This window comes from Pseudomonas sp. LBUM1656 (genome assembly GCF_059716065.1).
In genome coordinates, this window is sequence record NZ_CP166800.1 from 3,099,277 (window position 1) to 3,123,411 (window position 24,135).

The following is a 24,135-nucleotide window of genomic DNA, read 5'->3' on the forward strand; positions in this document are numbered from 1 at the left end:
GGATGTTCGGCTGTATGAATAAGCTTTCAATGCTCACAGCCACCCTGGCGTTGCTGACGTGCAACAGTGTGATGGCCGCCATGGGGCCGTTCGAGATCTACGAGCAAGCGTTGCGTAACGATCCGGTGTTCCTGGGGGCGATCAAGGAGCGGGATGCCGGCCTTGAAAACCGCATCATCGGCCGTGCCGGGCTGTTGCCCAGGATCGGTTACACCTACAACAAGGGCCGCAACACCTCCAAGGTCACGCAAATCAATGAAGGTCGTCCCGACTTCACCGAAGACCGCAACTACAGCAGCTACGGCTCGAACCTGACCCTGCAACAGCCGTTGCTCGATTACGAGGCCTATGCGGCGTATCGCAAGGGCGTGGCGCAATCGTTGTTTGCCGACGAAGCCTTCCGCGGCAAGAGCCAGGAATTGCTGGTTCGTGTGCTGGAAAACTACACCAATGCGTTGTTCGCCCAGGACCAGATCGACATCGCGCTGGCGAAGAAAAAAGCCTTCGAACAGCAGTTCCAGCAGAACGAGCAGATGTTTCGTCAGGGCGAGGGCACGCGCACCGACATTCTTGAGGCCGAGTCCCGCTATGAACTGGCGACCGCCGAAGAAATCGAGGCGCGCAACGAGCAGGATGCGTCCTTGCGCGAACTGGGCGCGCTGATTGGTGTGCCGGCCGTCGACATCACGGACCTGGCACCGCTGGACCAGAACTTCCAGACTTTCAGCCTGCAACCCGCCAACTACGACACCTGGCACGAGATGGCCGTGGCCAACAACCCGAACCTGGCTTCCCAGCGTCAGGCGGTGGACGTCGCGCGGTATGAAGTCGAACGCAACCGCGCCGGGCATTTCCCGAAAGTCAGCGCGTACGCCTCGGTGCGTCAGAACGAATCGGAAAGCGGCAACACCTACAACCAGCGTTACGACACCAACACCATCGGTATTGAAGTCAGTGTGCCGTTGTACGCGGGCGGCGGGGTGTCGGCGTCGACCCGACAGGCCAGCCGCACCATGGAGCAGGCCGAGTACGAACTGGACGGCAAGACTCGGGAAACGCTGATTGAGCTGCGGCGGCAATTCAGCGCCTGCCTGTCCGGGGTGAACAAGCTTCGGGCCTATCAGAAAGCCCTGAAGTCAGCCGAAGCGCTGGTGGTCTCGACCAGGCAAAGCATCCTGGGCGGCGAGCGGGTGAATCTGGATGCGTTGAATGCCGAACAACAACTATTTACCACCCGCCGGGATTTGGCGCAGGCAAGGTATGACTACCTGATGGCCTGGACCAAGTTGCATTACTACGCCGGGACCTTGAGCGAGCAGGATTTGGCCAGGGTTGACGAGGCATTCGGCCAAGGCCCGAGAACCCAATGATGAACCTGTAGCAGCTGGCGAAGCCTGCGTTCGGCTGCGAAGCAGTCGCCATTCGGTGTATCTGACAAACCGCGCTGTCAGGTTTACGACTGCTTCGCAGCCGAACGCAGGCTTCGCCAGCTGCTACAGGAGTTGCGTTGCGGCCCGTTATGGGCAACCAGAATTCTAAAAACGCCAAAAAAGCGAGAAGTGATAAACATGGATGTACAGATCAAGCCGATGTCGGTCGGCACGTTGTTGCTCTGGATCTCAGTAGCGCCCGGCTCGGCCCAGGCGCTTTATCAGGAAACCGGCACCCTGGGCGATGCCGCCAGTTGGCGGACGGCAGAATTCCAGCGCGACTGGGGCCTGGCCCGCATGCAGGCCGATCAGGCCTACGCCGCCGGCATCACCGGTAAAGGCGTAAAAATCGGCGAGCTCGATTCAGGCTTCGATGCGTCCCACCCCGAATTCGCCACCGACCGTTACCACGCGGTGCTGGCCAGCGGCAGTTTCGTCGACGGTTCACTGTTCAATGTCGACGGTACACTCAACGCCAATAACGACTCCCACGGCACCCACGTCGCCGGCACCATCGGTGCCTCCCGCGATGGCACCGGCATGCACGGCGTGGCGTACAACGCGCAGGTCTACGTCGGCAACACCAACAAGAACGACAGTTTTCTGTTCGGCCCCAATCCGGATCCACGCTACTTCAAAGCGGTCTACAACGCCTTGGCCGACGCTGGCGTGCGGGCGATCAATAACAGCTGGGGCAGCCAGCCGCCGGACGTCAGTTACCGCACCCTCGGCGATCTGCACGCCGCTTACGCCCAGCACTGGAACAAAGGCACCTGGCTGGACGAAGCGGCGGGCGTTTCCCGTCGCGGTGTGATCAACGTGTTCAGCGCCGGCAACAGCGGTTACCCCAACGCCAGCGTGCGTTCGGCCTTGCCGTATTTCGAGCCGGACCTGGAAGGGCACTGGCTGGCGGTGTCGGGGCTGGATCAGAGCAATCAGCAGAAGTACAACCAGTGCGGCATCGCCAAGTATTGGTGCATCACCACCCCCGGCGCGAAGATCGACAGCCCCATTCCCGACGCCGGTTATGCGATCAAGTCCGGCACCTCCATGTCTGCGCCGCACGCCACCGGCGCCCTGGCACTGGTGATGGAACGCTATCCGTACATGACCAACCAGCAGGCGCTGGAAACCCTGCTGACCACCGCCACCCAACTCGACGGTTCGGTCACCCAGGCGCCAAATACTCGCGTCGGCTGGGGCGTGGCCAACCTTGAACGGGCGATGCGCGGGCCGGGGCAATTGCTCGGGCGCTTCGACGCCAATCTGGGGGCAGGGCAGAGCGATGTCTGGAGCAACGACATCTCGGACAACGCGCTGATCCAGCGTCAGAGCGAAGACACAGCCGAACGCAGTGCCTGGCAGCAGACCCTGAGCGCCAAAGGTTGGCAGAACGGCGTGCCGGCCGGTGCCAGCCAGCAGGATCAGACGGATTACGCCGTCGGCATGGCTCGCGATTCAGCCGCCGCCACCCGGGTCTACGAAGGCAGCCTGATCAAGTCCGGGGCCGGACGCTTGATGCTGACCGGTGACAATAGCTATCGCGGGCCGACCACGGTCAATGGCGGTCTGCTGTCGGTCAACGGTTCGTTGGCATCCAGCGTCACCGTCAATGACAGCGGCACGCTGGGCGGGTCGGGACGAATCGGCGCCCTGACGGCCAACCGCGGCGCTACCGTCGCACCGGGCAACTCCATCGGGACCTTGCAGGTCGCCGGCGACGTCACGTTTGCCCCCGGTTCGACCTACGCGGTGGAGCTGTCGCCGACTGACAGCGACCGGATCATCGCCGGCGGCACGGCCACGGTCAGCGGCGCGACGGTCAGCCTGTCTCTGGAAAACAGCCCGACCTTGCTCAGTACTCAACAAGTGCAAAGCCTGCTCGGTCATCAATACAACATCCTGCAAGCGGCCGGCGGTATTCAAGGTCAGTTCGGCGCGGTGTTGCCCAACTATCTGTTCATTGGCGGCAGCCTCGATTACGCCGCCACCGGCATACAACTGAGTGTGGAGCGTAACGACACGACTTTCGCCAGTGTCGGCCAGACGCCGAACCAGCGTGCCGTCGCCTCCGCTGTGGAAGGGCTCGGGGCGGGTAATCCGGTTTTCGAAAGCCTGTTGCTGTCACCCACCGCAACGTCCGCACAGCAGGCGTTCCAGCAGTTGTCGGGGGAAATCTACCCGGCGTTGGGCTCGGTGCTGATCAACGACAGTCGTTATTTGCGTGATGCAGTCGGTGAGCGACTGATTGACGCCAAAGGTGCGCAAAGCAACGGCTGGATCAAGGCATTGGGTGCCTGGGGCAAGACCGATGACCGCCATGACACCGCCGGTTACACCACCTCGATTGGCGGCTTGCTTGCCGGTGTCGATGGCGCAATTGATGAACAGACCCGGATCGGTCTGGTCACCGGCTACAGCGACAGTTCGGTGAGCATGGGCTCGGGCATGCATTCATCGGCCAAGGTCGACAGCTATCACTTGGCTGCCTATGCCGGCCGTGAACTGGGCGCCTGGCAACTGAGTGCGGGCGGGGCCTACAGCTGGCATCGCGCCGACGTAAAACGTGACCTGCAATACGGCGACGTCAGCGCCAAGCAGAAGGCCAAGGTCGATGCTGGCACCACCCAAGTGTTCGGCGAGGCAGCATATAGCCTGAACTTGCAACCGCTGGCGCTCGAACCTTTTGCCAACCTGGCCTACGTCCACCTCGACACCGAAGGTTTCACCGAGAAGGGCGATGGAGCTGCACTGAAAAGCAGTGGCGACACGCGGGATGCGGTGCTCAGCACCTTGGGCGTGCGCGCGTTGAAAACCGTGAACCTGTCGGGCCAGCAGCAGCTTGAGCTGGGAGGGAGCCTCGGCTGGCAGCACAACCTGAGCAATACCGATTCCGAAGAGCACCTGGCGTTTGCCAGCGGCAGCACGGCGTTCTCGGTAGAAAGTTCGCCCATGGTGCGTGATGCGGCGCTGGTGGGCGCCCATGCCAGCCTGGCCCTGAGCCGGGATGTACGCGTGAACCTCGATTACACCGGCCAACTGGCCAGCCGCGAGAAGAGCCATGGCGTGGGGCTGAGCCTCAACTGGCAGTTCTAACGCAATCCTTGTAGCAGCTGCCGAGCAACGCGAGGCTGCGTTCGGCGACGAAGTCGTCGTAAAACCTGCGCATGCGGTTTACCTGATAAACCGCGGTGCCTGATTTCACGACGACTTCGTCGCCGAACGCAGCCTCGCGCTGCTCGGCAGCTGCTACAGGGGGCGTGCTTCACAACATAAAAGCGTGCTTCTCAAAGCACAGGAATTTGGCAACACAACTAAGGACGGTAGCTGGATGAATAAGAAGTACAACAACCTTGCCTTGCTCTGCGCATTAGCCTCGGCAGGCACCGCGCAAGCGGCGCCCTACGTGGAAAACGGTCGAGCAGGCGATCCTAACAGCTGGCGCAGCGCCGAATTCAACGCTGATTGGGGCCTCGGCGCCATCAACGCGCAGGATGCCTACGCCGCCGGTTACAGCGGCAAAGGCGTGAAGCTGGGGATCTTCGATCAACCGGTTTACGCCCAGCACCCGGAATTTTCCGGGGCGAACAAAGTGGTCACCCTGGTCACCAGCGGTATCCGCGAATACACCGACCCATACATCCCGGTCAAAGCCGGCGATGCGTTTGTGTATGACGGTTCACCCTCGGTCGGTTACGACGGCAAGCTTGGCTCCCACGGCACTCACGTCGGCGGGATCGCCGCGGGCAGCCGTGACGGCAACCCGATGCACGGCGTGGCGTACAGCGCGCAAATCATCAGCGCCGACAACGGCGACCCGGGCCCCGAAGACGGGATCATCCTCGGCAACGACGGCGCGGTGTACAAGGCCGGCTGGGATGCGTTGATAGCCAGCGGCGCACGGATCATCAACAATAGCTGGGGCATCGGCATCACCGATCGTTTCGATCTGGGCGGCCGTGACCCGGCGTATCCGCACTTCACCGTGCAGGACGCGCAACTGCAGTTCAATCAGATCCAGCCCATCCTCGGCACGCGCCAGGGCGGTGCCTACGACGGTGCAATCGCGGCTGCTCGCAGCGGCATCGTGACGATTTTCGCCGCCGGCAACGACTACAACCTGAATAACCCGGACGCCATCGCGGGACTGGGTTACTTCGTCCCGGAAATCGCGCCGAACTGGATGACCGTCGCGGCGTTGCAGAAGAACCCGGACCTCAACAGCCCGGACCTCTACAACATCAGCACCTTCTCGTCGCGTTGCGGCTACACCGCGAGTTTCTGCGTGTCGGCACCGGGCAGCAAGATCTTCAGCGCCGTCATAGGCGGCACCAATGCCGATAACATGACCATCGGCTATGCCAACAAAAACGGCACCTCCATGGCGGCACCGCACGTCGCAGGTGCGGTGGCAGTGCTGATGGAACGCTTCCCGTACATGACCGGCGCCCAGGTGGCCAGCGTACTGCGCACAACGGCCACCGACATGGGTGCACCGGGTGTCGATTCGCTGTACGGCTGGGGCATGATCAACCTGCGCAAAGGCATCGATGGCCCGGGGATGTTTGTCACCGAGCAAGACATTCCCGAGGAGTTCCGCATTCAGGGCGCCTACGGTTCCAGCCAGTTTGTCGCGGACTTGCCGGGCATCGGCGCGATTATCGACGCGGGCAAACCCACCGAACGGGTGTGCACTGACGTGCATTGCGGTCTGGACGTCTGGCGCAACGACATTTCCGGCCATGGCGGCCTGACCAAGCAAGGCATCGGCACGCTGGTGCTGACCGGCGCCAACACCTACGCCGGCCCGACGCTGGTCAATCAGGGCCGATTGGCCATCAACGGCTCGCTGCTCTCGGCGGTCACCGTCAATGACAGCGGGATCCTCGGCGGTAACGGCCGCATCGGCGCATTGACCGCGAAAAGCGGCGGCACCGTGGCGCCGGGCAACTCCATTGGCACCTTGCAAGTGGCAGGTGACGTAACGTTCGAGCCTGGCTCGACTTACGCCGTGGAATTGTCGCCGACCAGCAGTGATCAGATCATCGCGGGCGGTAAAGCCGTGATCGACGGCGCTACCGTCAGCCTGTCCCTGGAAAACAGCCCGACCTTGCTGACGACCAGCGAAGTGCAATCCCTGCTCGGCACTCAATACAACATTCTGCAAGCGGCCGGCGGGATCGAAGGGCGGTTTGGCGCAGTCCTGCCGAACTACCTGTTCATCGGCGGCGCGCTCGACTACTCGGCCACCGGCATCCAGTTGGCGGTGGAGCGCAACGGCGCGTCTTTCGCCAGCGTCGGCCAAACCCCGAACCAACGTGCGGTCGCGGCTGCCGCCGAGCAACTGGGCGCGGGCAATCCGCTCTATGAAACCTTGCTGCTGTCGCCGACCGCGGCTGTCGCGCAACAAGCGTTCCAGCAACTGTCCGGTGAGATTCACCCGGCGATCGGCACATTGCTGATCAACGACAGTCGTTACTTGCGCGATGCCGTTGGCGAACGCCTGCGTGAGCGTGATCTGTTCGATGCCGCGGCACCGACCGATGACCGCAGCAACGCCTGGGTCAAAGTCCTCGGCGCCTGGGGCAAGAGCGATGGCGGGCATGACAACGCCAGTTCCAACAGCTCCATCGGCGGCTTGCTGGCCGGTGTCGACGGTCTGATCGCTGAAGATACGCGGCTGGGTTTCGTCACCGGTTATAGCGACAGCTCATTGAGCATGGGCGATGGCACGCATTCATCCGCCTCTGTCGACAGCTACCACTTGGGCGCCTACCTGGGCCATGAAATCGATGCACTGCGTCTGAGCGTCGGCGGAGCCTACAGCTGGCACCGCATTGACGTGAAACGTGACCTGCAATTCGGTGATGTCAGCGGCAAACAGAAATCCAAACGCGATGCGACCACCGCCCAACTGTTCACCGAAGCGGCGTATCGCCTGGACCTGCAACCGCTGGCACTGGAACCGTTCGCCAACCTGGCTTACGTGCACCTCAACCGCGACAGCTTCACCGAGAAGGGTGATGCCGACGCGCTCAAGGGTGGCGAAGACAACCGTGACGCCGTGCTCTCGACCCTTGGTGTACGGGCGAGCAAAGCCATTGCCCTGTCGGATCAACAGCAACTGGAACTGTCCGGCACCCTGGGCTGGCAGCACAACCTGAGCAACACCCGTTCCGAAGATCACCTGGCCTTCGCCAACGGCAACACCGGGTTCAGCGTGCAGAGCGTGTCACTGGATCGTAATGCCGCCGTTGTGGGTGCGCGGGCCGGTCTGGCGGTGGCGCAGGATGTGCGGGTAAGCCTGGATTACAACGGACTGTTGGGCTCCAACGAGAAAGACCACGGTGTCGGTCTGACACTCGACTGGCAGTTCTGATTTCACGCAAAGGAAGCTAACAACATGGGACTGTTTGATTACAAAAATGCGGACGGCAAGGCGCTGTACAGCGACGCCATCGCGCTGACGCTGTACGCGTACACGCCAACCGGTCAGCCGCTGCCGGCGACCGCTTGGGCGCCGATTGGCGCTGCGCAATTGGGTTACCAAGGCAAGGTCGGTGCTCAGGGCACCTTCTTTGGCGAGAAGGATGGCTTCACCAGTGCCGAGGCTGAAGTACTCGGCAAGTACGACGCGGCGGGCAAGCTGATCGGTATCGGCATTGCCTTCCGTGGCACCGGCGGTCTTGGGTACAGCGACACCTTCGGCGACATGAAGAACAACCTGCTGGCCGCCGTCGGCCCGGTGGATTACGCGACGAACTACGCGAAAAACGCCTTCGACAATTTGCTCCAGGACGTTGCCGCGTTTGCGATTGGCCATGGTCTGAGCGCCAAAGACGTGATGGTCAGCGGTCACAGCCTCGGCGGGCTGGGGGTCAACAGCCTTGCCGAGCTGAGCGGCAGCAACTGGGGCGGTTTCTTCAAGGACGCCAACTACATCGCGTTCGCCTCACCGACCCAGAGCGCCACCGGCAACAATGTATTGAACATCGGCTACGAGAATGACCCGGTGTTCCGGGTACTCGACGGCACCACGTTCAGCAGCGGTTCGCTGGGCAAGCACGACGGACACCAGGACTCGGCGACCAACAACATCGTCAACTTCAATGACCAGTACGCGTCCACTGCGCAGAACCTGGTGCCGTTCAGCATCCTCAATCCGTTGAACTGGTCGGCCCACGGCTCATTGGGTTACGCCGACGGTTTGAACCGGGTGATCGACTCGCGCTTCTACGACCTCACCGACAAGGACTCGACGCTGATTGTCTCCAACCTGGCGGAATCGTCCCGGGGCACCACCTGGGTCGAGGACCTCGGTCGCAGCGGCGAGCCCCACACCGGCAGCACCTTCATCATCGGCACCGACAGCAACGACTTGCTCAAGGGCGGCGCCGGCAATGATTTCATCGAAGGTCGCGACGGCAACGACCGGTTCCGCGATGACGGTGGCTACAACATCCTGCTGGGTGGCAAGGGCAGCAACACCTTCGAGTTGCAGAAGCCGTTGCAGAACTTCAGCGTTGCCAACGATGGCGACGGCACGCTGTACGTGCGGGATGCCTATGGCGGCATCAGCATGACCCGCGACATCGGCGCGCTGGTCAGCAAGGAGTCGGGGTCATGGTGGGGCAGCAAGGAGGTGACCTACAGCGTCACCGCCAACGGTTTGCTCAACGGCAGTGAACTGACCCACTACAACCACTCGCTCAACGGTGACGCCTATGGCAACACACTGGCAGCCAGCGTTGACGGCGACTGGTTGTTCGGCAATGCCGGCGACGATTTGCTGCGCAGTGACAAAAGCCAGGTGACCTTCGTCGGTGGCACGGGTAACGACGTAATGCAGGCGTCGGGTGGCAACAACACCTTTCTGTTCAGCGGTGCCTTCGGTTTCGACGCGATCAACGGCTACCAGGGCAATGACAAGCTGGTGTTCCTTGGCGTACAGGGCGCAGGGCAGGGTTACGACTACAAGCAACACGCTTCGCAGTCGGGCCATGACACGGTGCTGAAGGTGGGCGACTTCGCCGTGACCCTGGTGGGAGTGGGGCTGGACAGCCTGTCGGCATCAGGCATCACGTTTGCGTAAAGGCTGCATGCACTAAATGCTCCGGGGCGCCTCGGGAGCGAGGCGTCCTGGTTGTGAGCTATCTCTGACAATTCCAACAAAAGAGAGGCAATACCAATGGGTGTGTATGACTACAAAAACTTCGGCACAGCGGATTCCAAAGCGTTATTCACCGACACAATGGCGATCACGCTGTATTCCTATCACAACCTCGACAATGGCTTTGCCACCGGTTATCAGCACAACGGCTTTGGCCTTGGTCTGCCGGCGACTTTGGTCACCGCATTGCTGGGTGGTACCGATTCCCAGGGCGTGATCCCCGGCATCCCCTGGAACCCCGATTCGGAAAAAGCTGCACTGGAGGCGGTACAAAAAGCCGGCTGGACGCCCATCACCGCCTCGCAACTGGGTTATGACGGCAAGGTCGACGCTCGCGGAACGTTCTTCGGCGAGAAGGCCGGGTACACCAGCGCGCAGGTCGAGATCCTCGGCAAGTACGACGCTCAGGGTCATCTCAGTGAAATCGGCATCGCCTTTCGCGGCACCAGCGGCCCGCGGGAAACCTTGATAGGCGACTCCATCGGCGATGTGATCAACGATCTGCTGGCGGCGTTCGGTCCCAGGGATTATGCGAAAAACTATGTGGGCGAAGCCTTCGGCAATCTGCTCGGCGACGTCATGGCCTTTGCCCAGGCCAATGGCCTGTCAGGCAAGGACGTACTGGTCAGCGGCCACAGCCTTGGCGGGCTGGCGGTCAACAGCCTGGCGGACTTGAGTACGGACAAATGGTCCGGGTTCTACAAGGATTCCAACTACATCGCCTACGCGTCCCCGACCCAGAGCAGCACCGACAAAGTGCTCAACGTCGGCTATGAAAACGACCCGGTGTTTCGAGCCCTCGACGGTTCATCCTTCAACCTGTCGTCGGTGGGCGTGCACGATGCCGCCAAGGCCTCGGCGACCGACAACATCGTCAGCTTCAACGACCACTACGCCTCGACAGCGTGGAATGTGCTGCCGTTCTCCATCCTCAACATCCCGACCTGGATCTCGCACTTGCCGACCGCCTATGGCGACGGCATGAACCGGGTGATCGAATCGAAGTTCTATGACCTCACCAGCAAGGATTCGACGATCATCGTCGCCAATCTCTCGGACCCGGCGCGCGCCAACACCTGGGTTCAGGACCTGAATCGCAATGCTGAAACCCACAAGGGCAGCACGTTTATCATCGGCAGCGACGGCAATGACCTGATTCAGGGCGGCAAGGGCAACGACTATCTGGAGGGCCGTGACGGCAACGACACCTTCCGCGACGGTGGCGGCTACAACATCCTGCTGGGAGGCAAGGGCAGCAACGTGCTGGACTTGCAGCAGTCGGTGAAGAATTTCGACTTTGCCAATGACGGCGCCGGCAACCTCTATGTTCGTGATGGTCATGGCGGCATCAGCATCACCCGGGACATCGGCAGCATTGTCAGCAAGGAGCCGGGGTTCCTGTGGGGGTTGTTCAAGGATGACGTGACGCACAGCGTGACGGCCAATGGTCTTGCGGTCGGTAACAACCTGACCCAGTACGCGTCATCGATAAAAGGGAGCGCGGGAGCCGATACGCTCAAGGCTCAGGCGACGGGCGACTGGCTGTTCGGTCTGGACGGCAACGATCATTTGATCGGCGGCAAGGGTAACGATGTGTTTGTAGGCGGGGCGGGGAATGACCTGATGGAATCGGGGGGCGGGATTGATAGTTTCCTGTTCAGTGGTGCGTTCGGTCAGGACCGGGTGCTGGGGTATCAGGCAAACGACAAGCTGGTGTTTCTTGGCGTTCAGGGAGTAGCGCCGAATGATGACTATCGGGCCCATGCCACGGCGGTGGGGCAGGATACGGTGCTGACGTTTGGTGGGGATTCGGTGACGTTGGTGGGGGTTGGGCTGGATAGTTTGTCTGGCTCAGGGATTGTTATGGCCTGAGTGATGGGGCGCCGGTAAGGGCCCCTTCGCGAGCAAGCCCGCTCCCACATTAGACCGCGATCCAATGTGGGAGCGGGCTTGCTCCGGGCGGCGTTCCGACGAAGAACGATAACGCGGTAAACCTGCCTGAACACGTGACCCGACAGTCACCTGCGGACTCCAATACCTTGCAACACCAGGATTGAGTACTGAATCAGGAGATTAAGGAACGTGAGTAACAGCAAGAAGCACCTCATCGGTTTGACGCTGGCCCTGTTATCAGGGAGTGCCGCCGCAGAGTTGCCTCACAGCTCGATTTTGAGCCGCTATGGAATGACGCCAGATCAATTGCCGACGCCGGCATCGCCGGAAACCGTCGAACCCCTTGAAGAGAAAAGCCGCTTCCAGCTCCAGCCGGAACAGCCTTTTGTGACCTTTCGCTCAGAGCAAAAGCACCCGGAGATCACCGGCAATATCAGTATCGATCACGCGATGCAGCAGGAATATGACCGCTGCCAGAAGATTAATGAAGAACTGAGGAGGCGAGGAGGGAAGTTCATTTCCTGCGATAACAGCACGCCGTGGATGCCGTAGATTTTCGGTGCCGGTAAGGGCCCCTTCGCGAGCAAGCCCGCTCCCACATTAGACCGCGATCAAATGTGGGAGCGGGCTTGCTCCGGGCGGCGTTCCGACGAAGAACGATAACGCGGTCTTCAGTCTTCCTCGCGAACCGTGGCCACCTCATCGGCATTGACCTTCACTTTCGCGCCAGAAATATCCTCGAACTCATAGAAGCCGTCCTTGGTCTTGGTTTTCGGCATGTCCTTGGTCAAATACTGGGTGCCGTTCTGCAGCGTCACAACCGTTGGCGTGGAGCAACCGGCCAGGGCCACGAAGGCCACCGCTGCCAAGGGCAAACCCAGAGTCTTGATATTCATACCCACCTCTCAAATGCGTAAAAAAAGCCGCTATGCCGGTTGGTGCCGTGGATTGGCAGAAAGTTCGATGGTCACCTGAAAATAGCCAAATAGCGGCGCCGCTTATCCTTTTCCGTTTGCGCCGGAGACGTGGTAGCTGGTATCTGTACGCATAACCAGTACTCGCTCGCCATGGCCCTTTTTTCCTGTGACTGCAAATCCTCTCGACGATCCGTTCTATTACTTGAACAACTTCATGCAAGTGCTTGATTGGCTTGATCATCGCTATGCCGATGTGCTGAGCGTCGAGGAGCAATCCTTCATCCTCGATTTCCGTCGGCAACCCCGCGAGTCCCGCGCGCTGCTGGTCAGGATGGTGATGCGCAAGGGCCTGCATTTCAGGGCCGGCAAATTGAGTTACGTCGAGATCGGTGACATTGCCATTGCCGCCGAGCCGTTGCTGGCGGCGGGGTGGATCTCTGATCAGGCGCCGCTGCAGATCGATGAACTGTTCGACGTTCTGCTCAAAGCCGAGATTCTTCAGTGCTTCGGTGCGGCTATCGAGCAACCGAAAGGCAAGAAAACCGAATGGCTGGCGACCCTGAGCGAGCAGTTATGCGAGGAGCAAAGCTTCGCGCAATGGTGCCCGCACCTGGGTGATCGGCTGTTCACGTTGACCATCATGGATCTGTGTGACCGCTTGCGGCTGATGTTCTTCGGCAACCTTTACCAGGACTGGTCGGAGTTCGTGCTGGCCGATCTCGGCATCTTTACCTATGAGAAAGTCGAGTTCTGCGCCGAGTCCCGAGGCTTGCGTTGCCGTGAAGACGTGGACGCCTGCCTGTTCCTGCACCATTGCCAGCAATGTTTCGAGGCCGGTGAAGACGTGGCGGCCATTGTCGAGCAGATCAACGGACTGGAACTCGACAACCCGTGGCTGCAACGACGCCAGGGCAAGCTGTTGTTCCTGATCGGTCAGCATTGCGAACGCATGGCGGATTTCTCCACGGCGCTGACGATTTACCGCGACTGCGCGTACCCCGGCGCACGCGTACGCCTTATTCGTGTGCTGGAGCGTTGCGGTGAATATCAATTGGCCCTCCATCTGGCCACGCACGCGGAACAATCGCCGGAAAGCGCCACCGAGCATCAGCATATGCTGCGTGTGTTGCCCAGGCTGCGACGCAAACTGGGCGGGCCCGCGATGAAGCGGCCACCCCCCCGGGAAATGCTGCGCCTGGACCTGCAATTGCCCAGAACCGATCTGGCGCTGTCGGTTGAGTATTACGTTCAGGCGCATCTGGCGGAGGATTCGGCGCCGGTGCATTACGTCGAGAACAGCCTGATCAACTCGCTGTTCGGGTTGCTGTGCTGGCCGGCGATCTTTGCGCCGTTGCCGGGAGCGTTTTTCCACCCGTTCCAGCGCGGGCCGGTGGACCTGCTCAACGAAGATTTCCATGCGCGTCGGACGGAGTTGTTTTCGGCCTGTCTCGCCGAACTCGATGACGACCGCTACCGCCAGACGATTCGTGAACGTTACATCGCCAAGTGGGGTGTGCAGTCACCCTTCGTGTTCTGGGGCGCGCTGAGCGAAGAACTGCTGGAACAGGCACTAGACTGCCTGCCCGCCCAACACCTCAAGCACTGGTTCAACCGTCTGCTGCTGGACATCAAGGCCAACCGTGCCGGCATGCCGGACCTGATCCAGTTCTGGCCGCAGCACAAGACCTACCGCATGATCGAAGTCAAAGGCCCCGGCGATCGCCTGCAAGACAACCAATTGCGTTGGCTGGAGTTCTGTCACGAACACCAGATGCCCATCGCCGTCTGCTATGTGCAATGGGCGGAGCAGAGCGCTTGAGCTACAGCATTGCGGTGCGGGCGTTGTGTGAATTCACCGCCAAGGTCGGCGACCTTGACCTGCGATTTACCCCGTCGCCGACCGCGCTGGAGGGCATCGTCGGGCACCGCACCGTCGCCTCACGTCGAAGCGAGGGCTATCAAAGCGAAGTTGCCCTCGAAGGCCTGTATAAAACCTTGAAGGTCAAGGGCAGGGCGGACGGCTATGACCCGGCGCAAAACTGCCTGGAAGAAGTCAAAACCTACCGCGGCGACCTGAGCAAGCAACCGGCCAACCACCGACAACTGCACTGGGCGCAGGCCAAGGTCTACGGCTGGCTGATGTGTCAGAAGCTGGACCTGGCGCAGATCAATCTGGCCCTGGTGTACTTCGACATCGTCAGCGAAAAGGAAACCTGTCTGGTCGAGGCCTTCAGCGCCGGGGAGCTGGAGCTGTTCTTCGAGCATCATGGCGAGCTGTTCCTGCAATGGGCCGAGCAGGAAATGGCCCATCGCGAAGCCCGCAATCACGCGGCGCAGCACCTGGCGTTTCCCCATGCCGACTTTCGTCCGGGGCAACGGCACCTGGCGGAATCGGTGTTCAAAGCGGTCAGCACCGGTCGTTGCCTGATGGCCCAGGCACCGACCGGCATTGGCAAAACCGTGGGCACGCTGTTTCCGATGCTCAAGGCCCTGGCGCCGCAGCAACTGGACAAAGTGTTCTTCCTCACGGCGAAAACACCGGGACGCAAACTGGCACTGGACGCCGTGCAGGTGATCCTTGAAAGCGCCGACGCGCCACCGCTGCGGGTGTTGGAGATGATTGCCCGGGACAAGGCATGCGAGCACCCGGACAAAGCCTGTCACGGTGAGTCCTGCCCGTTGGCCCAGGGTTTTTATGATCGTTTGCCGGCCGCCCGCCAGGCGGCCAGTGAGCTGAGCTTGCTGAACCAGAGCGCATTGCGCGAGGTGGCATTGGCGCATGAGGTTTGCCCTTATTACCTGAGCCAGGAGATGGCCCGCTGGGCAGACGTGGTGGTCGCCGACTACAACTACTACTTCGATTTCAGTGCGTTGCTGTTCGGGCTGGCCCAGGCCAATAGCTGGAAAGTCGCGGTGTTGGTAGATGAGGCGCATAACCTGGTGGAACGCGGCCGGCAGATGTACAGCGCCACGCTGGACCAGGCGACCCTCAACGGGGTACGAAAAACCGCGCCGGACGCGCTGAAAAAACCGTTGCAGCGGGTCAACCGTGAGTGGAATGCCCTGCACAATCTGCAACTGGCCGCCTATCAGGCGTACGACAAGGCACCGGAAAAACTCCTTCAGGCGTTGTCGTCGTGCAGTGCGAGCATCGGCGATTATCTCAACGATCACCCCCAAGGCCTGGACAGCGCCTTGCAGGGTTTTTACTTCGACATGCTGCAGTTCTGTCGCGTGGCCGAGCTCTTCGATGAGCAGTTTCTGTTCGACATCAGCAAGCGCGACCTCGAGCGCAAACAGAACCTGTCGCAACTGTGCCTGCGCAACGTGGTGCCGGCCGGTTTCATCCGCCCGCGCCTGAAGGCTGCGCGCAGCACGGTGCTGTTTTCCGCGACGCTGAGCCCTCGGCATTATTACGCGGACCTGCTGGGCACGCCGCCGGACACGGTGTGCATCGATGTCGAATCACCGTTCCATGCCGACCAGTTGAAAGTGCACATCGTCAGCCAGATATCGACCCGATTTGTCCATCGTCAGGCGTCGCTCGAACCGATTGTCGAACTGATCGCCCGGCAATTCAGCCAACGCCCCGGCAACTACCTGGCGTTTTTCAGCAGCTTCGATTATTTGCAGCAAGTGGCGCAGTTACTGGCCAAACGACACCCGCAGATCACCCTGTGGTCACAGTCACGGGGAATGGCGGAAGGGAAGCGCCAGGCTTTTCTCGATCAGTTCACGACGCATAGCCAGGGGGTTGGTTTTGCGGTGCTGGGCGGCGCGTTCGGCGAAGGTATCGACTTGCCCGGCGCACGCCTGATCGGTGCGTTCATTGCCACCCTGGGGCTGGCGCAGCTCAATCCGGTCAACGAACAGCTGAAACATCGCATGGCGGCGATTTTCGGCGCCGGTTATGACTACACCTACCTGTATCCCGGCGTGCAGAAAGTGGTGCAGGCGGCAGGGCGGGTGATCCGCACTCAGCAGGATCAAGGGGTGGTGATGTTGATTGATGACCGGTTTGGCGACAGCAAAGTCAAACAATTGCTGCCGCGCTGGTGGTCGATTGAACAGTCGAATTTTAACGTCGTTGCGTAGGATCTTTTACCTTTTAAAACAGCGACATATCTTGAAAGACACACTCATTTGAACAAACGGCGAAGCACGGCTTTATTCAAAGGGCAGGCACTCACTTTCAGCCGGCTCTTTGATAAGGAAATCAAGGCATGTCCACCGCACCGAGTTACACATACACCCCTGAGCAGGTCACTGCTGCGTTCAACGAAATCAAAACCACACTGTTCCGCGGCATCACGGCCGAGGTAACGCCGAAAATTCTGGTGGTCGCCGGGCTACAAGGATCGGGTAAAACTTACCTGCTGGAAAACAAACTCTTGCCGACCCGGCGTTACGACAAATATGTTCGTCTCTACCTGCCCGAGTACCGACAAAAACACCCTCAATACGCGGAGATGATCAAGCTCGGCGTCCTGCATGCGTATGAACATACGGAAGCCTTCGTCCGTGAGGTCAGCGCCAAGATCTTCACCGAAGCCTTTACCCTCAAATACAACATCATCATGGAGTGTGCGTTCGATAGCCTCGATTTCGCCGCGTTTCCACCGCTGGCGACAGCGGCCGGCTATCAGTTCGAGACGCATGTCGTTGGCTGCACCCTGGAGTTTGCTCACGTTTCGAGCATCAAAAGAGCCTTCAAAAGCCTGGAAAATCGCGAGCTGGAAAGGTTTGTCACGCTATCGGCGCTGGAATCGGCCATGCGCAATGTGCAAGCGATCATCCTGGCCTTCGAAACCGCCTCGAAGGCGGTGGACTGTTCACAAATCACTGTGTATGAACGCGGGTTCGGGACGCTGAAAGAACGCGTCTCACGTGCCCATATCACCTACACCACAACCGCTGACGTGACACCGTCAACGGCGCCGACGGTGTACAGCGCCTATGGCAGCATCATCAACAATCATGTCTACATCCCGAGTGATCGTGACGAGGTGGTAAAAGAATGCCACCTGGCGTTACTCAAGACTCAAACCTACGCCCGGCTTGTTCCTGACTTCATCTACAACGATCTGTACGCCTACATCGTCAAGTACGTGTATCGGTAAGCAGGCGTACCCATTCGGCGGCGAAGCGATGACAGTCTCCCGGCCGAGCGGTCAGCAACTGGCCATCGCGGACGACGAAACCCCGTTGTGGCTGGCCCGCCGAATCACGTACTGCCAGCACGGGCCCGCGCAGAAAATCCGCTGGGCTGGACAGGGCGGCGGTGACTTCCGCTTCGACGGTTTGAGGATAGGTCCGGTAGTAGCGCCCAAGCCAGGCGGCGGTGATTGCCCAGGCAGGTAGCTCCATGGTGTTGGCCACCAGGGCAGTGACCTTGCGGCCCTGCAGCACTGAACGCCCGGAATCGGGGGCGAGGGTGCGGGCAAGCAACAGCACGCCATGGCACACCGCCGCCACCGGTTTGTCTGTCTTGAAAAAGTGCAGGGCGATCCGTCGGGCCTGGTCGGACTCCAACAGGCTGCGCATGCCCTTGGCATGTCCGCCGGGAATCAGCAACCCGTGGAACTCGTCGGGGTCGACATCGTCATAGGACAACGGTTGGCGAAATGACGCGTCTTCGAGCATCCGCGCGTAGCTGGCAAGGTCGGCTTTGCGCGTCATCAGCAACGGATTCAATGGGCCAAAGCCGATGTCCACAAGGCGCGAGTCGGCGTAGGCGGGCAATCCCTCGGGGGACGCGAAGCGCACCTCGATGCCGGCTTGACGCATGGCTTGCCACGGAACGCTGCTTTCAGTGGGATCGTAGTCAGAAGTTGGCAACAGAATCAGGATCATCGGGGCGCCTTGAAACAGCCAGAAATGGCGTTAGGCCTCGAGAATAGGTGGTCCGGGCGCTATGCTCCAGTGCACGACCGTTTTCTGGCTTACCAAATCCACGGTTTGTCGCATACTCCACAAAACAATAATCACGGGTGTGATCGATGAGTGATAACCAGTCCAAAGCCAACTCCGTCGAGGAAATGCGCTTTCGCCTGCTGATTGATGCCGTGGTGGACTACGCGATCTACATGATTGACCCCGATGGCATCATTACCAGCTGGAATGCCGGCGCCAGGCGTTTCAAGGGGTATGAGGAAGCGGAGATCCTCGGTGAGCATTTCTCGCGGTTCTACACCGAAGAAGACCGACGCACCGGCTTGCCCCAGCGTGCACTGGATACGGCGATTCGCGAGGGGCGTTTCGAGGGCGAAGGCTGGCGGGTTCGCAAGGACGGCACGCACTTCTGGTGCCACGTGGTGATCGATCCGATTATCGATCCGAACGGCAAGCTGCTGGGTTTTGCCAAGATCACCCGGGACCTGACAGACCGCAAAATGGCCGAAGAAACCCTCAAGCAAAGCGAGCAGCAGTTTCGCTTGCTGGTCCAGAGCGTGACTGACTACGCCATCTACATGCTCGCTCCGGATGGGCGTCTGACCAACTGGAATCAGGGGGCCCAGCGCATCAAGGGCTACAGCCCCGAAGAAGTCATCGGCCAGCATTTTTCGATCTTCTACACCCCCGAGGACCGTGAAGCGGGGGAACCGCAACGCGCGCTGGAGACGGCTATCCGGGAGGGGCGTTTCGAAAACAGGGCCTGGCGCGTGCGCAAGGACGGTACACGGTTCTTTGCCCATGTCGTGGTCGATCCGATCTGGGGCGAAACGGGTACGTTGCTGGGCTTTGCCAAAATTACCCGGGATATCACCGAGGCCACGCTCGCACAGAAAGCGCTTGAACAAACCCGTGAAGCGCTGTTCCAGGCGCAGAAGATGCAGGCGATCGGACAACTCAGTGGCGGGATTGCCCACGACTTCAACAATCTGTTGACCGTCATCCTTGGCAACCTGGAAATCGTGCGCAAGCGCGTGGGAGATGATTCAAAAGTCACTCGATTGGTGGACAACGCCACCCAGGGCGCCTTGCGTGGCGTATCCCTGACCCAGCGCATGCTGGCTTTCGCCAGGCGCCAGGAACTCAAGTCCGAATCCGTCGAGATACCTGCGCTGGTGGAAGGGATCAGCGGACTGTTGCGCAGCTCCCTCGGGCCTTCCGTGCAGCTCGAAACACGCTTTTCCCCTGACCTCGTGCCGGTCATGGCCGACGTCAATCAACTCGAGCTGGCCGTGCTGAACCTCGCCACCAATGCCCGGGATGCCATGCCCAACGGCGGCAAAATCGTCATCAGTACCCGGACAGAAGAAATCCCCGATCAATCAACGATACGGCTGGAGGCCGGCCGGTATGTCTGCCTGAGTGTCACCGATACGGGAGAGGGGATGGATGAGGCGACTTTGGCCTCGGCGATGGACCCGTTCTTCACTACAAAGGGCGTGGGCAAAGGTACGGGGCTGGGGTTGTCGATGGTCCATGGCTTTATCGAGCAGTTGGGCGGGCGATTCATCCTCAAGAGCCAGAAAAACACCGGCACGTCCGCCGAACTCTGGATACCCGCTGCGACGGCTACTTCGGCTATCAAGGTCGCTGCACCGGACGCGGGAGCATCGCCAGTGGCTCAACTGTGCGTATTGGTGGTGGACGATGACAGCCTGGTGCTGACCAGTACCGGCCTGCTGCTTGAGGACCTCGGCCACCGGGTGATCAGTGCGGTGTCCGGTGCACAAGCGCTTGAGTTGTTTAACACCGAGCAGAATATTGATCTGGTCATTACTGACATGGCCATGCCACAAATGAACGGTGCGCAATTGGCGCAGGCCATCCGGGCCTTGAAACCCGACGTGCCGATTATCCTCGCCACCGGTTTTGCCGAGCGACTGGAAGGCTTCGCGATCAAACTTCCACGTCTGTCCAAACCCTTTACCCAACTCAATCTGGTGGAGGTCATTGCCTCGGCCATGAACTGACTGGCGTTGCGTTCAGCTGTCCGCATTCTTCTTGAAACCGCGCAAGTTCATGACAAACAGGCAGAACTGCAACACGATCAATGCATAGGCTTGGGTGTGGTATCCCCAAATCACCCACAAGAGGTTGCTGACGATAAAGCAGCTGAAACCCCACACCCTGCGTGACGGGTTTTGCGAGCCGATCAACCACGCCGCCAGCACCGTGACCAGCATCGCCGGCCATTGCACCCAGTCGAGAGAGTCCATGTACGGTCCTTAAAGTCAGAGTCTGTATCTGAAGGACCGCGGCGGCGAAGTAGCGTTCGAGCGAGGCGTATTGAATTCGGCTGAACTTTGCCCGGGAAGGTTTCTTCTAAACGCTTTCCCAGCCCATGTGTAGTTCCCGTGCCAAGAATACTGACCGAAGCCCCAGCCGAAGAAACCTTGTCCGAACATAATGCCAAGATGTTCGGGTCGCCAAAGGAGCGCCTGGATTTCTACCGTCGGGAAATCCAGTACGAAACCAGCATCCTCGCCAATCGAACCGATGCTTATCTGGCGGCGCAATCGTTTCTGTTGATTGCCTTTGCCTCGTGCATGTCCAACCTCAATCCCGAGTGGGGAAAACTTTTTACCCTGGTGGTGCCGCCGTTCCTTGCACTGCTGGGGTTGCTCAGTTCACTGAATGCCTGGCCGGGGATTCGTGCGGCCTACGACATCATTGATCACTGGCACTTCAAGCAAAGTGAGTTGCTGCGCAGCGAGCCATTGATGGGGTTAGCCTACGATGAGTCCCCCCTATTCAGCGAGATGGAATCGTCCCACAAGGGCTATCGCAAATCGCTACTGTTCTCCGTGCGCACGCCATGGATCTTCGCCACCTTCTGGGTGTTGCTGGGCAGCTACGCGGTTTACATCCAGGTGACCAACCCGGGTGGCTGATCCGAACATGCAAAAAGCCCGGCAGATGCCGGGCTTCTTTACATCAGCCAACCGAATCATGCTGCCAGATTAGGCGCGCTCATTTCTTTCTTGTACTGCGCTTTCAGCGTTTCCATTTGCGCACCCAACTCTTCCAGAGTGGCTTTGCCCAGCAGCTTTTTGGCTTGAGGGAACATTTCGGTCTCCTCTTCTTCGATGTGGTGCTCCAGCAGTTCCTTGACCACCTTCACTCGACCTGCGAATTCCGGGGTGGAGGGGTCGGTGACTTTCAGGTCCGGCAGCACCAGCGAATCCACGGTGCGGTGTTCTTCCTTGGCTTCGTAGTACATGACGTCCTGTTCCTTGCCACCTGCCTTTTTATAGGCCGGGTACAGGACTTCTTCTTCGAGGCGGGTATGGATGGCAATTTCCATTTCAAGCTTGGCCAGCAGCTCGGTGCGTTTTTTTACGCCACGCTCGGTGGACTCGCTCAACTGGGTCAGGATGCCCTTTACGCGTTCATGGTCGGCTTTCAACAGGTCGATGGCGTTCATGGTCGAATCTCTCAAATAGTCACGGGAAAGGCGCAAACGGTCTCATGGCCGTAGGTCGCTCTCAGTCCTGGAGCATTTGTCGTGCCGACTTCGACGTGCTTGGAAACGCGATATAAAACAATAGCTTGCGATGACTGATGGCGAAGTGGGGTCGTGCAGGCTGCATGAGTCCGGAAATTGACTCATGCAGTTCGCGGCAAAAATTTTTCCGTCGAAAAATGTGAATTTTTTGCGTTTTACCGTCGATCAGATTCGCCACAAGTTCAGTGTCAGCAGGCGGTTTTTTTCAGGCTCAAGCCCGGTCTTCAAGCTGCTGGCGCAAGCGGTGGGAGTTGTTCACGGACATCGGGATCGGCGGGAAATCCTCGTTGAGCACGCGCAGATGCTCGATCGCTTCCTGAAACTTCAGGTCAGCCTTCCTGCGCATCGACCGATAGCGCTCAAACCGCTCCATGTCCATATCGCCGCCTTCAAGCATCTCGAAGGCGCTGCGGCTGAGCGCTTGGGCGTCTTCAAACATCTGGCGATTGCATTCCAGGGCGAACGCCCGGCAGGCTCTGATTTGATCGGGGGTTGAACAGTGGATCATGACCGGCACCTTTAACATTCCGAGGTCCCTTTTGAAGGCGTCGTTGCCACAGTGGAACCGAACCTGTCGGGTCCCGCCGTGCTGAAAAACCAGGCGGAATTAAGGTTGTGACTACCGGTTTGAGCAGGGATTTCAAATATCTGAAGGCGAAAATTCGATGGATCGACCCGTAAATACGCGAGCAAAAAATCAAATAATCTGTTTCTTGCGCCGTTCATAGCGGGCGAGGGTGGGTTGCGTGCTGACCCCGTGGATCAGGATGCTCAACGCAACCACGGACAAGGTCAGGTCCATGCACAGCGTCGACACCGATTGGCCCAGCCCGTGATTCAAGGCATAAAACAGGTAATACAGGCTGCCGATGCCGCGTATGCCGAACCAGCCGATCAACATTCGCTGGCGCCAGTCGAGTAACCGGCCCCACGGCATGACGGCGACACTCAAGGGGCGAATAACGCAAAACAACACCCCGCCGACCAGCAAGGCGCGCCAGTCCCAGTGAGCGATCAGCACGACGCCGAGCAGCGTTACCAGAAACACTTCCATGGCCCGTTCAACCAGGCTGCCGAAGGCGAGCATGTCACCCATCATGATGCCCGCAGCGACCTGGGTGTCTTCCAGATTGTCGGTGTCGCCATGCACCGCGTGTTGCGGCTCGACGTTCTGGTGACCGACTACCGGCTGGACCAGATGCTCGGCAGGGATTGCGTCATTGCCGGTTGAGCTGACTTCTTCCTGACGCAATCCGAGGCCGGCGGCGAACACTGATAAAAACCCGTAGGCGTGGATCGACTCGGCCCCGACATACGCCAGGGCAATCAAGGCGAGGGCGAGGTAGTCGTTCGGGGACAGCGTGCTGTCATCGTTTTTGATTCGCAGCGATAACGTCAGGCGCCCGATGCCGCGGCCCATCCAGTAACCCGTCAGCAAGCCGGCCGGAACGGCCCAGATCACGCTGCGCAGTACCCAGTCGCCAAACCAGCCAGGGTTGCCCTCGTGTTGCAGCAGGAGCAGGCCAAGGATCACGAACGGAAAAGCAATCCCGTCATTGAGCCCGGCTTCACCGGAGAGGCCAAACCGTACGCTGTCGTCGTCCCGCGCGTCGTTGACCTGGACCAGCGCCGCGAGTACCGGGTCGGTCGGTGCCAGGATCGAGCCGATCAGCATTGACGCGCCCCAGGACAATTGCAGCCCGTAATGCAGCAACAGGCAGATGCCGACAATGGTCAACAGCATGACCGGGCCGGCCAGGCCGACCGCAATCCGCCAGTTTTTATGCTTGAGCGGCGAGCGCAGTTTCAGGCCACAGACAAACAACGAAAAGAGCACCGCGACTTCCGTCAGGTGTTCCATCCAGATCGAAGCGTCTCCGGTGTCCAGCTTCAACAGCCCGAACCCCGCCGGCCCGATGACGGCACCCAGCACCAGGCACACTGCGGACGTGGTCACCGGCATCCAGCGCAGGTAGGACGAGGTCAACGCCAGCGTCAGCAACACGGCACCCAACACGGCCACCCATAAAATGAAACTCATGCTCGGTACTCGCTGGGGGTGGGCCGCGTTTGTGGTGCGGACATGACAACCTTCTCGAGCGGCCCGTTATTGGGGGGGCCTAAAGGTATTGAGCCAGGAGATTTGTCAGGGGTTCATTTTTTCGAGCGTTCGCCGCAGGACTTGTAGCAGCTGGCGCAGCCTGCGTTCGGCTGCGAAGCAGTCGTAAACCGGTACACACAGTTTTCCTGAAATACCGTGGTTGAATG

General features: G+C 59.9%; 17 protein-coding genes. 12 read left to right on the forward strand and 5 right to left on the reverse strand.

What is annotated here, in order from left to right; genetic code table 11:
* Positions 1–2 precede the first annotated feature (2 nt).
* The 6 genes from ACA072_RS14160 (at position 3) to ACA072_RS14185 (ending at position 12,045) form a co-directional block, all read left to right on the forward strand.
* Positions 3–1,370: a TolC family outer membrane protein gene (locus tag ACA072_RS14160; RefSeq protein WP_497624832.1), complete on the forward strand. Its 1,368-nt coding sequence runs from the start codon at positions 3–5 to the stop codon at positions 1,368–1,370.
* Positions 1,371–1,568: 198 nt separating this feature from the next.
* A complete protein-coding gene (gene eprS, locus ACA072_RS14165) occupies positions 1,569–4,526 on the forward strand; it encodes an autotransporter serine peptidase EprS (RefSeq protein WP_497624833.1) in 2,958 nt (985 codons plus the stop codon).
* Positions 4,527–4,761: 235 nt separating this feature from the next.
* Positions 4,762–7,809 (forward strand): autotransporter domain-containing protein, encoded by a 3,048-nt coding sequence (locus ACA072_RS14170; RefSeq protein WP_497624834.1) that lies wholly within the window; start codon positions 4,762–4,764, stop codon positions 7,807–7,809.
* 24 nt (positions 7,810–7,833) lie between these two features.
* Positions 7,834–9,522, forward strand: coding sequence for a polyurethane esterase (locus ACA072_RS14175; RefSeq protein ID WP_497624835.1), 1,689 nt, complete (start codon positions 7,834–7,836; stop codon positions 9,520–9,522).
* Between the two features lie 96 nt (positions 9,523–9,618).
* Positions 9,619–11,472, forward strand: coding sequence for a polyurethane esterase (locus ACA072_RS14180; protein ID WP_497624836.1), 1,854 nt, complete (start codon positions 9,619–9,621; stop codon positions 11,470–11,472).
* Between the two features lie 210 nt (positions 11,473–11,682).
* On the forward strand, positions 11,683–12,045 hold the full coding sequence (locus tag ACA072_RS14185; RefSeq protein ID WP_497624837.1) for a hypothetical protein: 363 nt from the start codon (positions 11,683–11,685) through the stop codon (positions 12,043–12,045).
* A gap of 119 nt (positions 12,046–12,164) precedes the next feature.
* Here the strand turns inward: ACA072_RS14185 and ACA072_RS14190 are convergent, their stop codons facing one another.
* Positions 12,165–12,389 (reverse strand): YgdI/YgdR family lipoprotein, encoded by a 225-nt coding sequence (locus ACA072_RS14190; protein WP_497624838.1) that lies wholly within the window; start codon positions 12,387–12,389, stop codon positions 12,165–12,167.
* Positions 12,390–12,576: 187 nt separating this feature from the next.
* Between ACA072_RS14190 and ACA072_RS14195 the strand changes: the two genes are divergently transcribed.
* The 3 genes from ACA072_RS14195 to ACA072_RS14205 all read left to right on the forward strand — a co-directional run bounded on the left by ACA072_RS14195 (position 12,577) and on the right by ACA072_RS14205 (position 17,530).
* Positions 12,577–14,229 carry a VRR-NUC domain-containing protein gene (locus ACA072_RS14195; RefSeq protein WP_497624839.1) on the forward strand — a complete coding sequence of 551 codons (1,653 nt, stop codon included), beginning with the start codon at positions 12,577–12,579 and terminating at the stop codon, positions 14,227–14,229.
* Positions 14,226–16,505 carry an ATP-dependent DNA helicase gene (locus tag ACA072_RS14200; protein ID WP_497624840.1) on the forward strand — a complete coding sequence of 760 codons (2,280 nt, stop codon included), beginning with the start codon at positions 14,226–14,228 and terminating at the stop codon, positions 16,503–16,505. The genes ACA072_RS14195 and ACA072_RS14200 overlap by 4 nt, the downstream gene beginning before the upstream one ends.
* Positions 16,506–16,633: 128 nt before the next feature.
* Positions 16,634–17,530: a zeta toxin family protein gene (locus ACA072_RS14205; RefSeq protein ID WP_497624841.1), complete on the forward strand. Its 897-nt coding sequence runs from the start codon at positions 16,634–16,636 to the stop codon at positions 17,528–17,530.
* Here ACA072_RS14205 and ACA072_RS14210 read toward each other — a convergent pair.
* Positions 17,511–18,263, reverse strand: coding sequence for a DJ-1/PfpI family protein (locus ACA072_RS14210; protein ID WP_497624842.1), 753 nt, complete (start codon positions 18,261–18,263; stop codon positions 17,511–17,513). The two genes, ACA072_RS14205 and ACA072_RS14210, sit on opposite strands and share 20 nt — an antisense overlap.
* Before the next feature lie 146 nt (positions 18,264–18,409).
* Here ACA072_RS14210 and ACA072_RS14215 point away from each other — a divergent pair, with 146 nt between their 5' ends.
* Positions 18,410–20,332 (forward strand): hybrid sensor histidine kinase/response regulator, encoded by a 1,923-nt coding sequence (locus tag ACA072_RS14215; protein ID WP_497624843.1) that lies wholly within the window; start codon positions 18,410–18,412, stop codon positions 20,330–20,332.
* 12 nt (positions 20,333–20,344) lie between these two features.
* Here the strand turns inward: ACA072_RS14215 and ACA072_RS14220 are convergent, their stop codons facing one another.
* The gene (locus tag ACA072_RS14220; RefSeq protein WP_497624844.1) at positions 20,345–20,578 is read right to left on the reverse strand and encodes a hypothetical protein; all 234 of its coding nucleotides are present in this window, start codon (positions 20,576–20,578) and stop codon (positions 20,345–20,347) included.
* Positions 20,579–20,716: 138 nt separating this feature from the next.
* Between ACA072_RS14220 and ACA072_RS14225 the strand changes: the two genes are divergently transcribed.
* Positions 20,717–21,253: a hypothetical protein gene (locus tag ACA072_RS14225; RefSeq protein WP_497624845.1), complete on the forward strand. Its 537-nt coding sequence runs from the start codon at positions 20,717–20,719 to the stop codon at positions 21,251–21,253.
* Positions 21,254–21,309: 56 nt separating this feature from the next.
* On the opposite strand, the gene ACA072_RS14230 is transcribed toward ACA072_RS14225, so the two are convergent.
* Entirely contained in the window at positions 21,310–21,786 is a 477-nt protein-coding gene (locus tag ACA072_RS14230; protein WP_497624846.1) for a PA2171 family ribosome-binding persister protein, read from the reverse strand.
* A gap of 184 nt (positions 21,787–21,970) precedes the next feature.
* Here ACA072_RS14230 and ACA072_RS14235 point away from each other — a divergent pair, with 184 nt between their 5' ends.
* Positions 21,971–22,363 carry a hypothetical protein gene (locus ACA072_RS14235; RefSeq protein ID WP_497624847.1) on the forward strand — a complete coding sequence of 131 codons (393 nt, stop codon included), beginning with the start codon at positions 21,971–21,973 and terminating at the stop codon, positions 22,361–22,363.
* Positions 22,364–22,564: 201 nt separating this feature from the next.
* Here ACA072_RS14235 and ACA072_RS14240 read toward each other — a convergent pair whose 3' ends face one another.
* A complete protein-coding gene (locus ACA072_RS14240; protein ID WP_497624848.1) occupies positions 22,565–23,908 on the reverse strand; it encodes a cation:proton antiporter in 1,344 nt (447 codons plus the stop codon).
* Positions 23,909–24,135 lie beyond the last annotated feature (227 nt).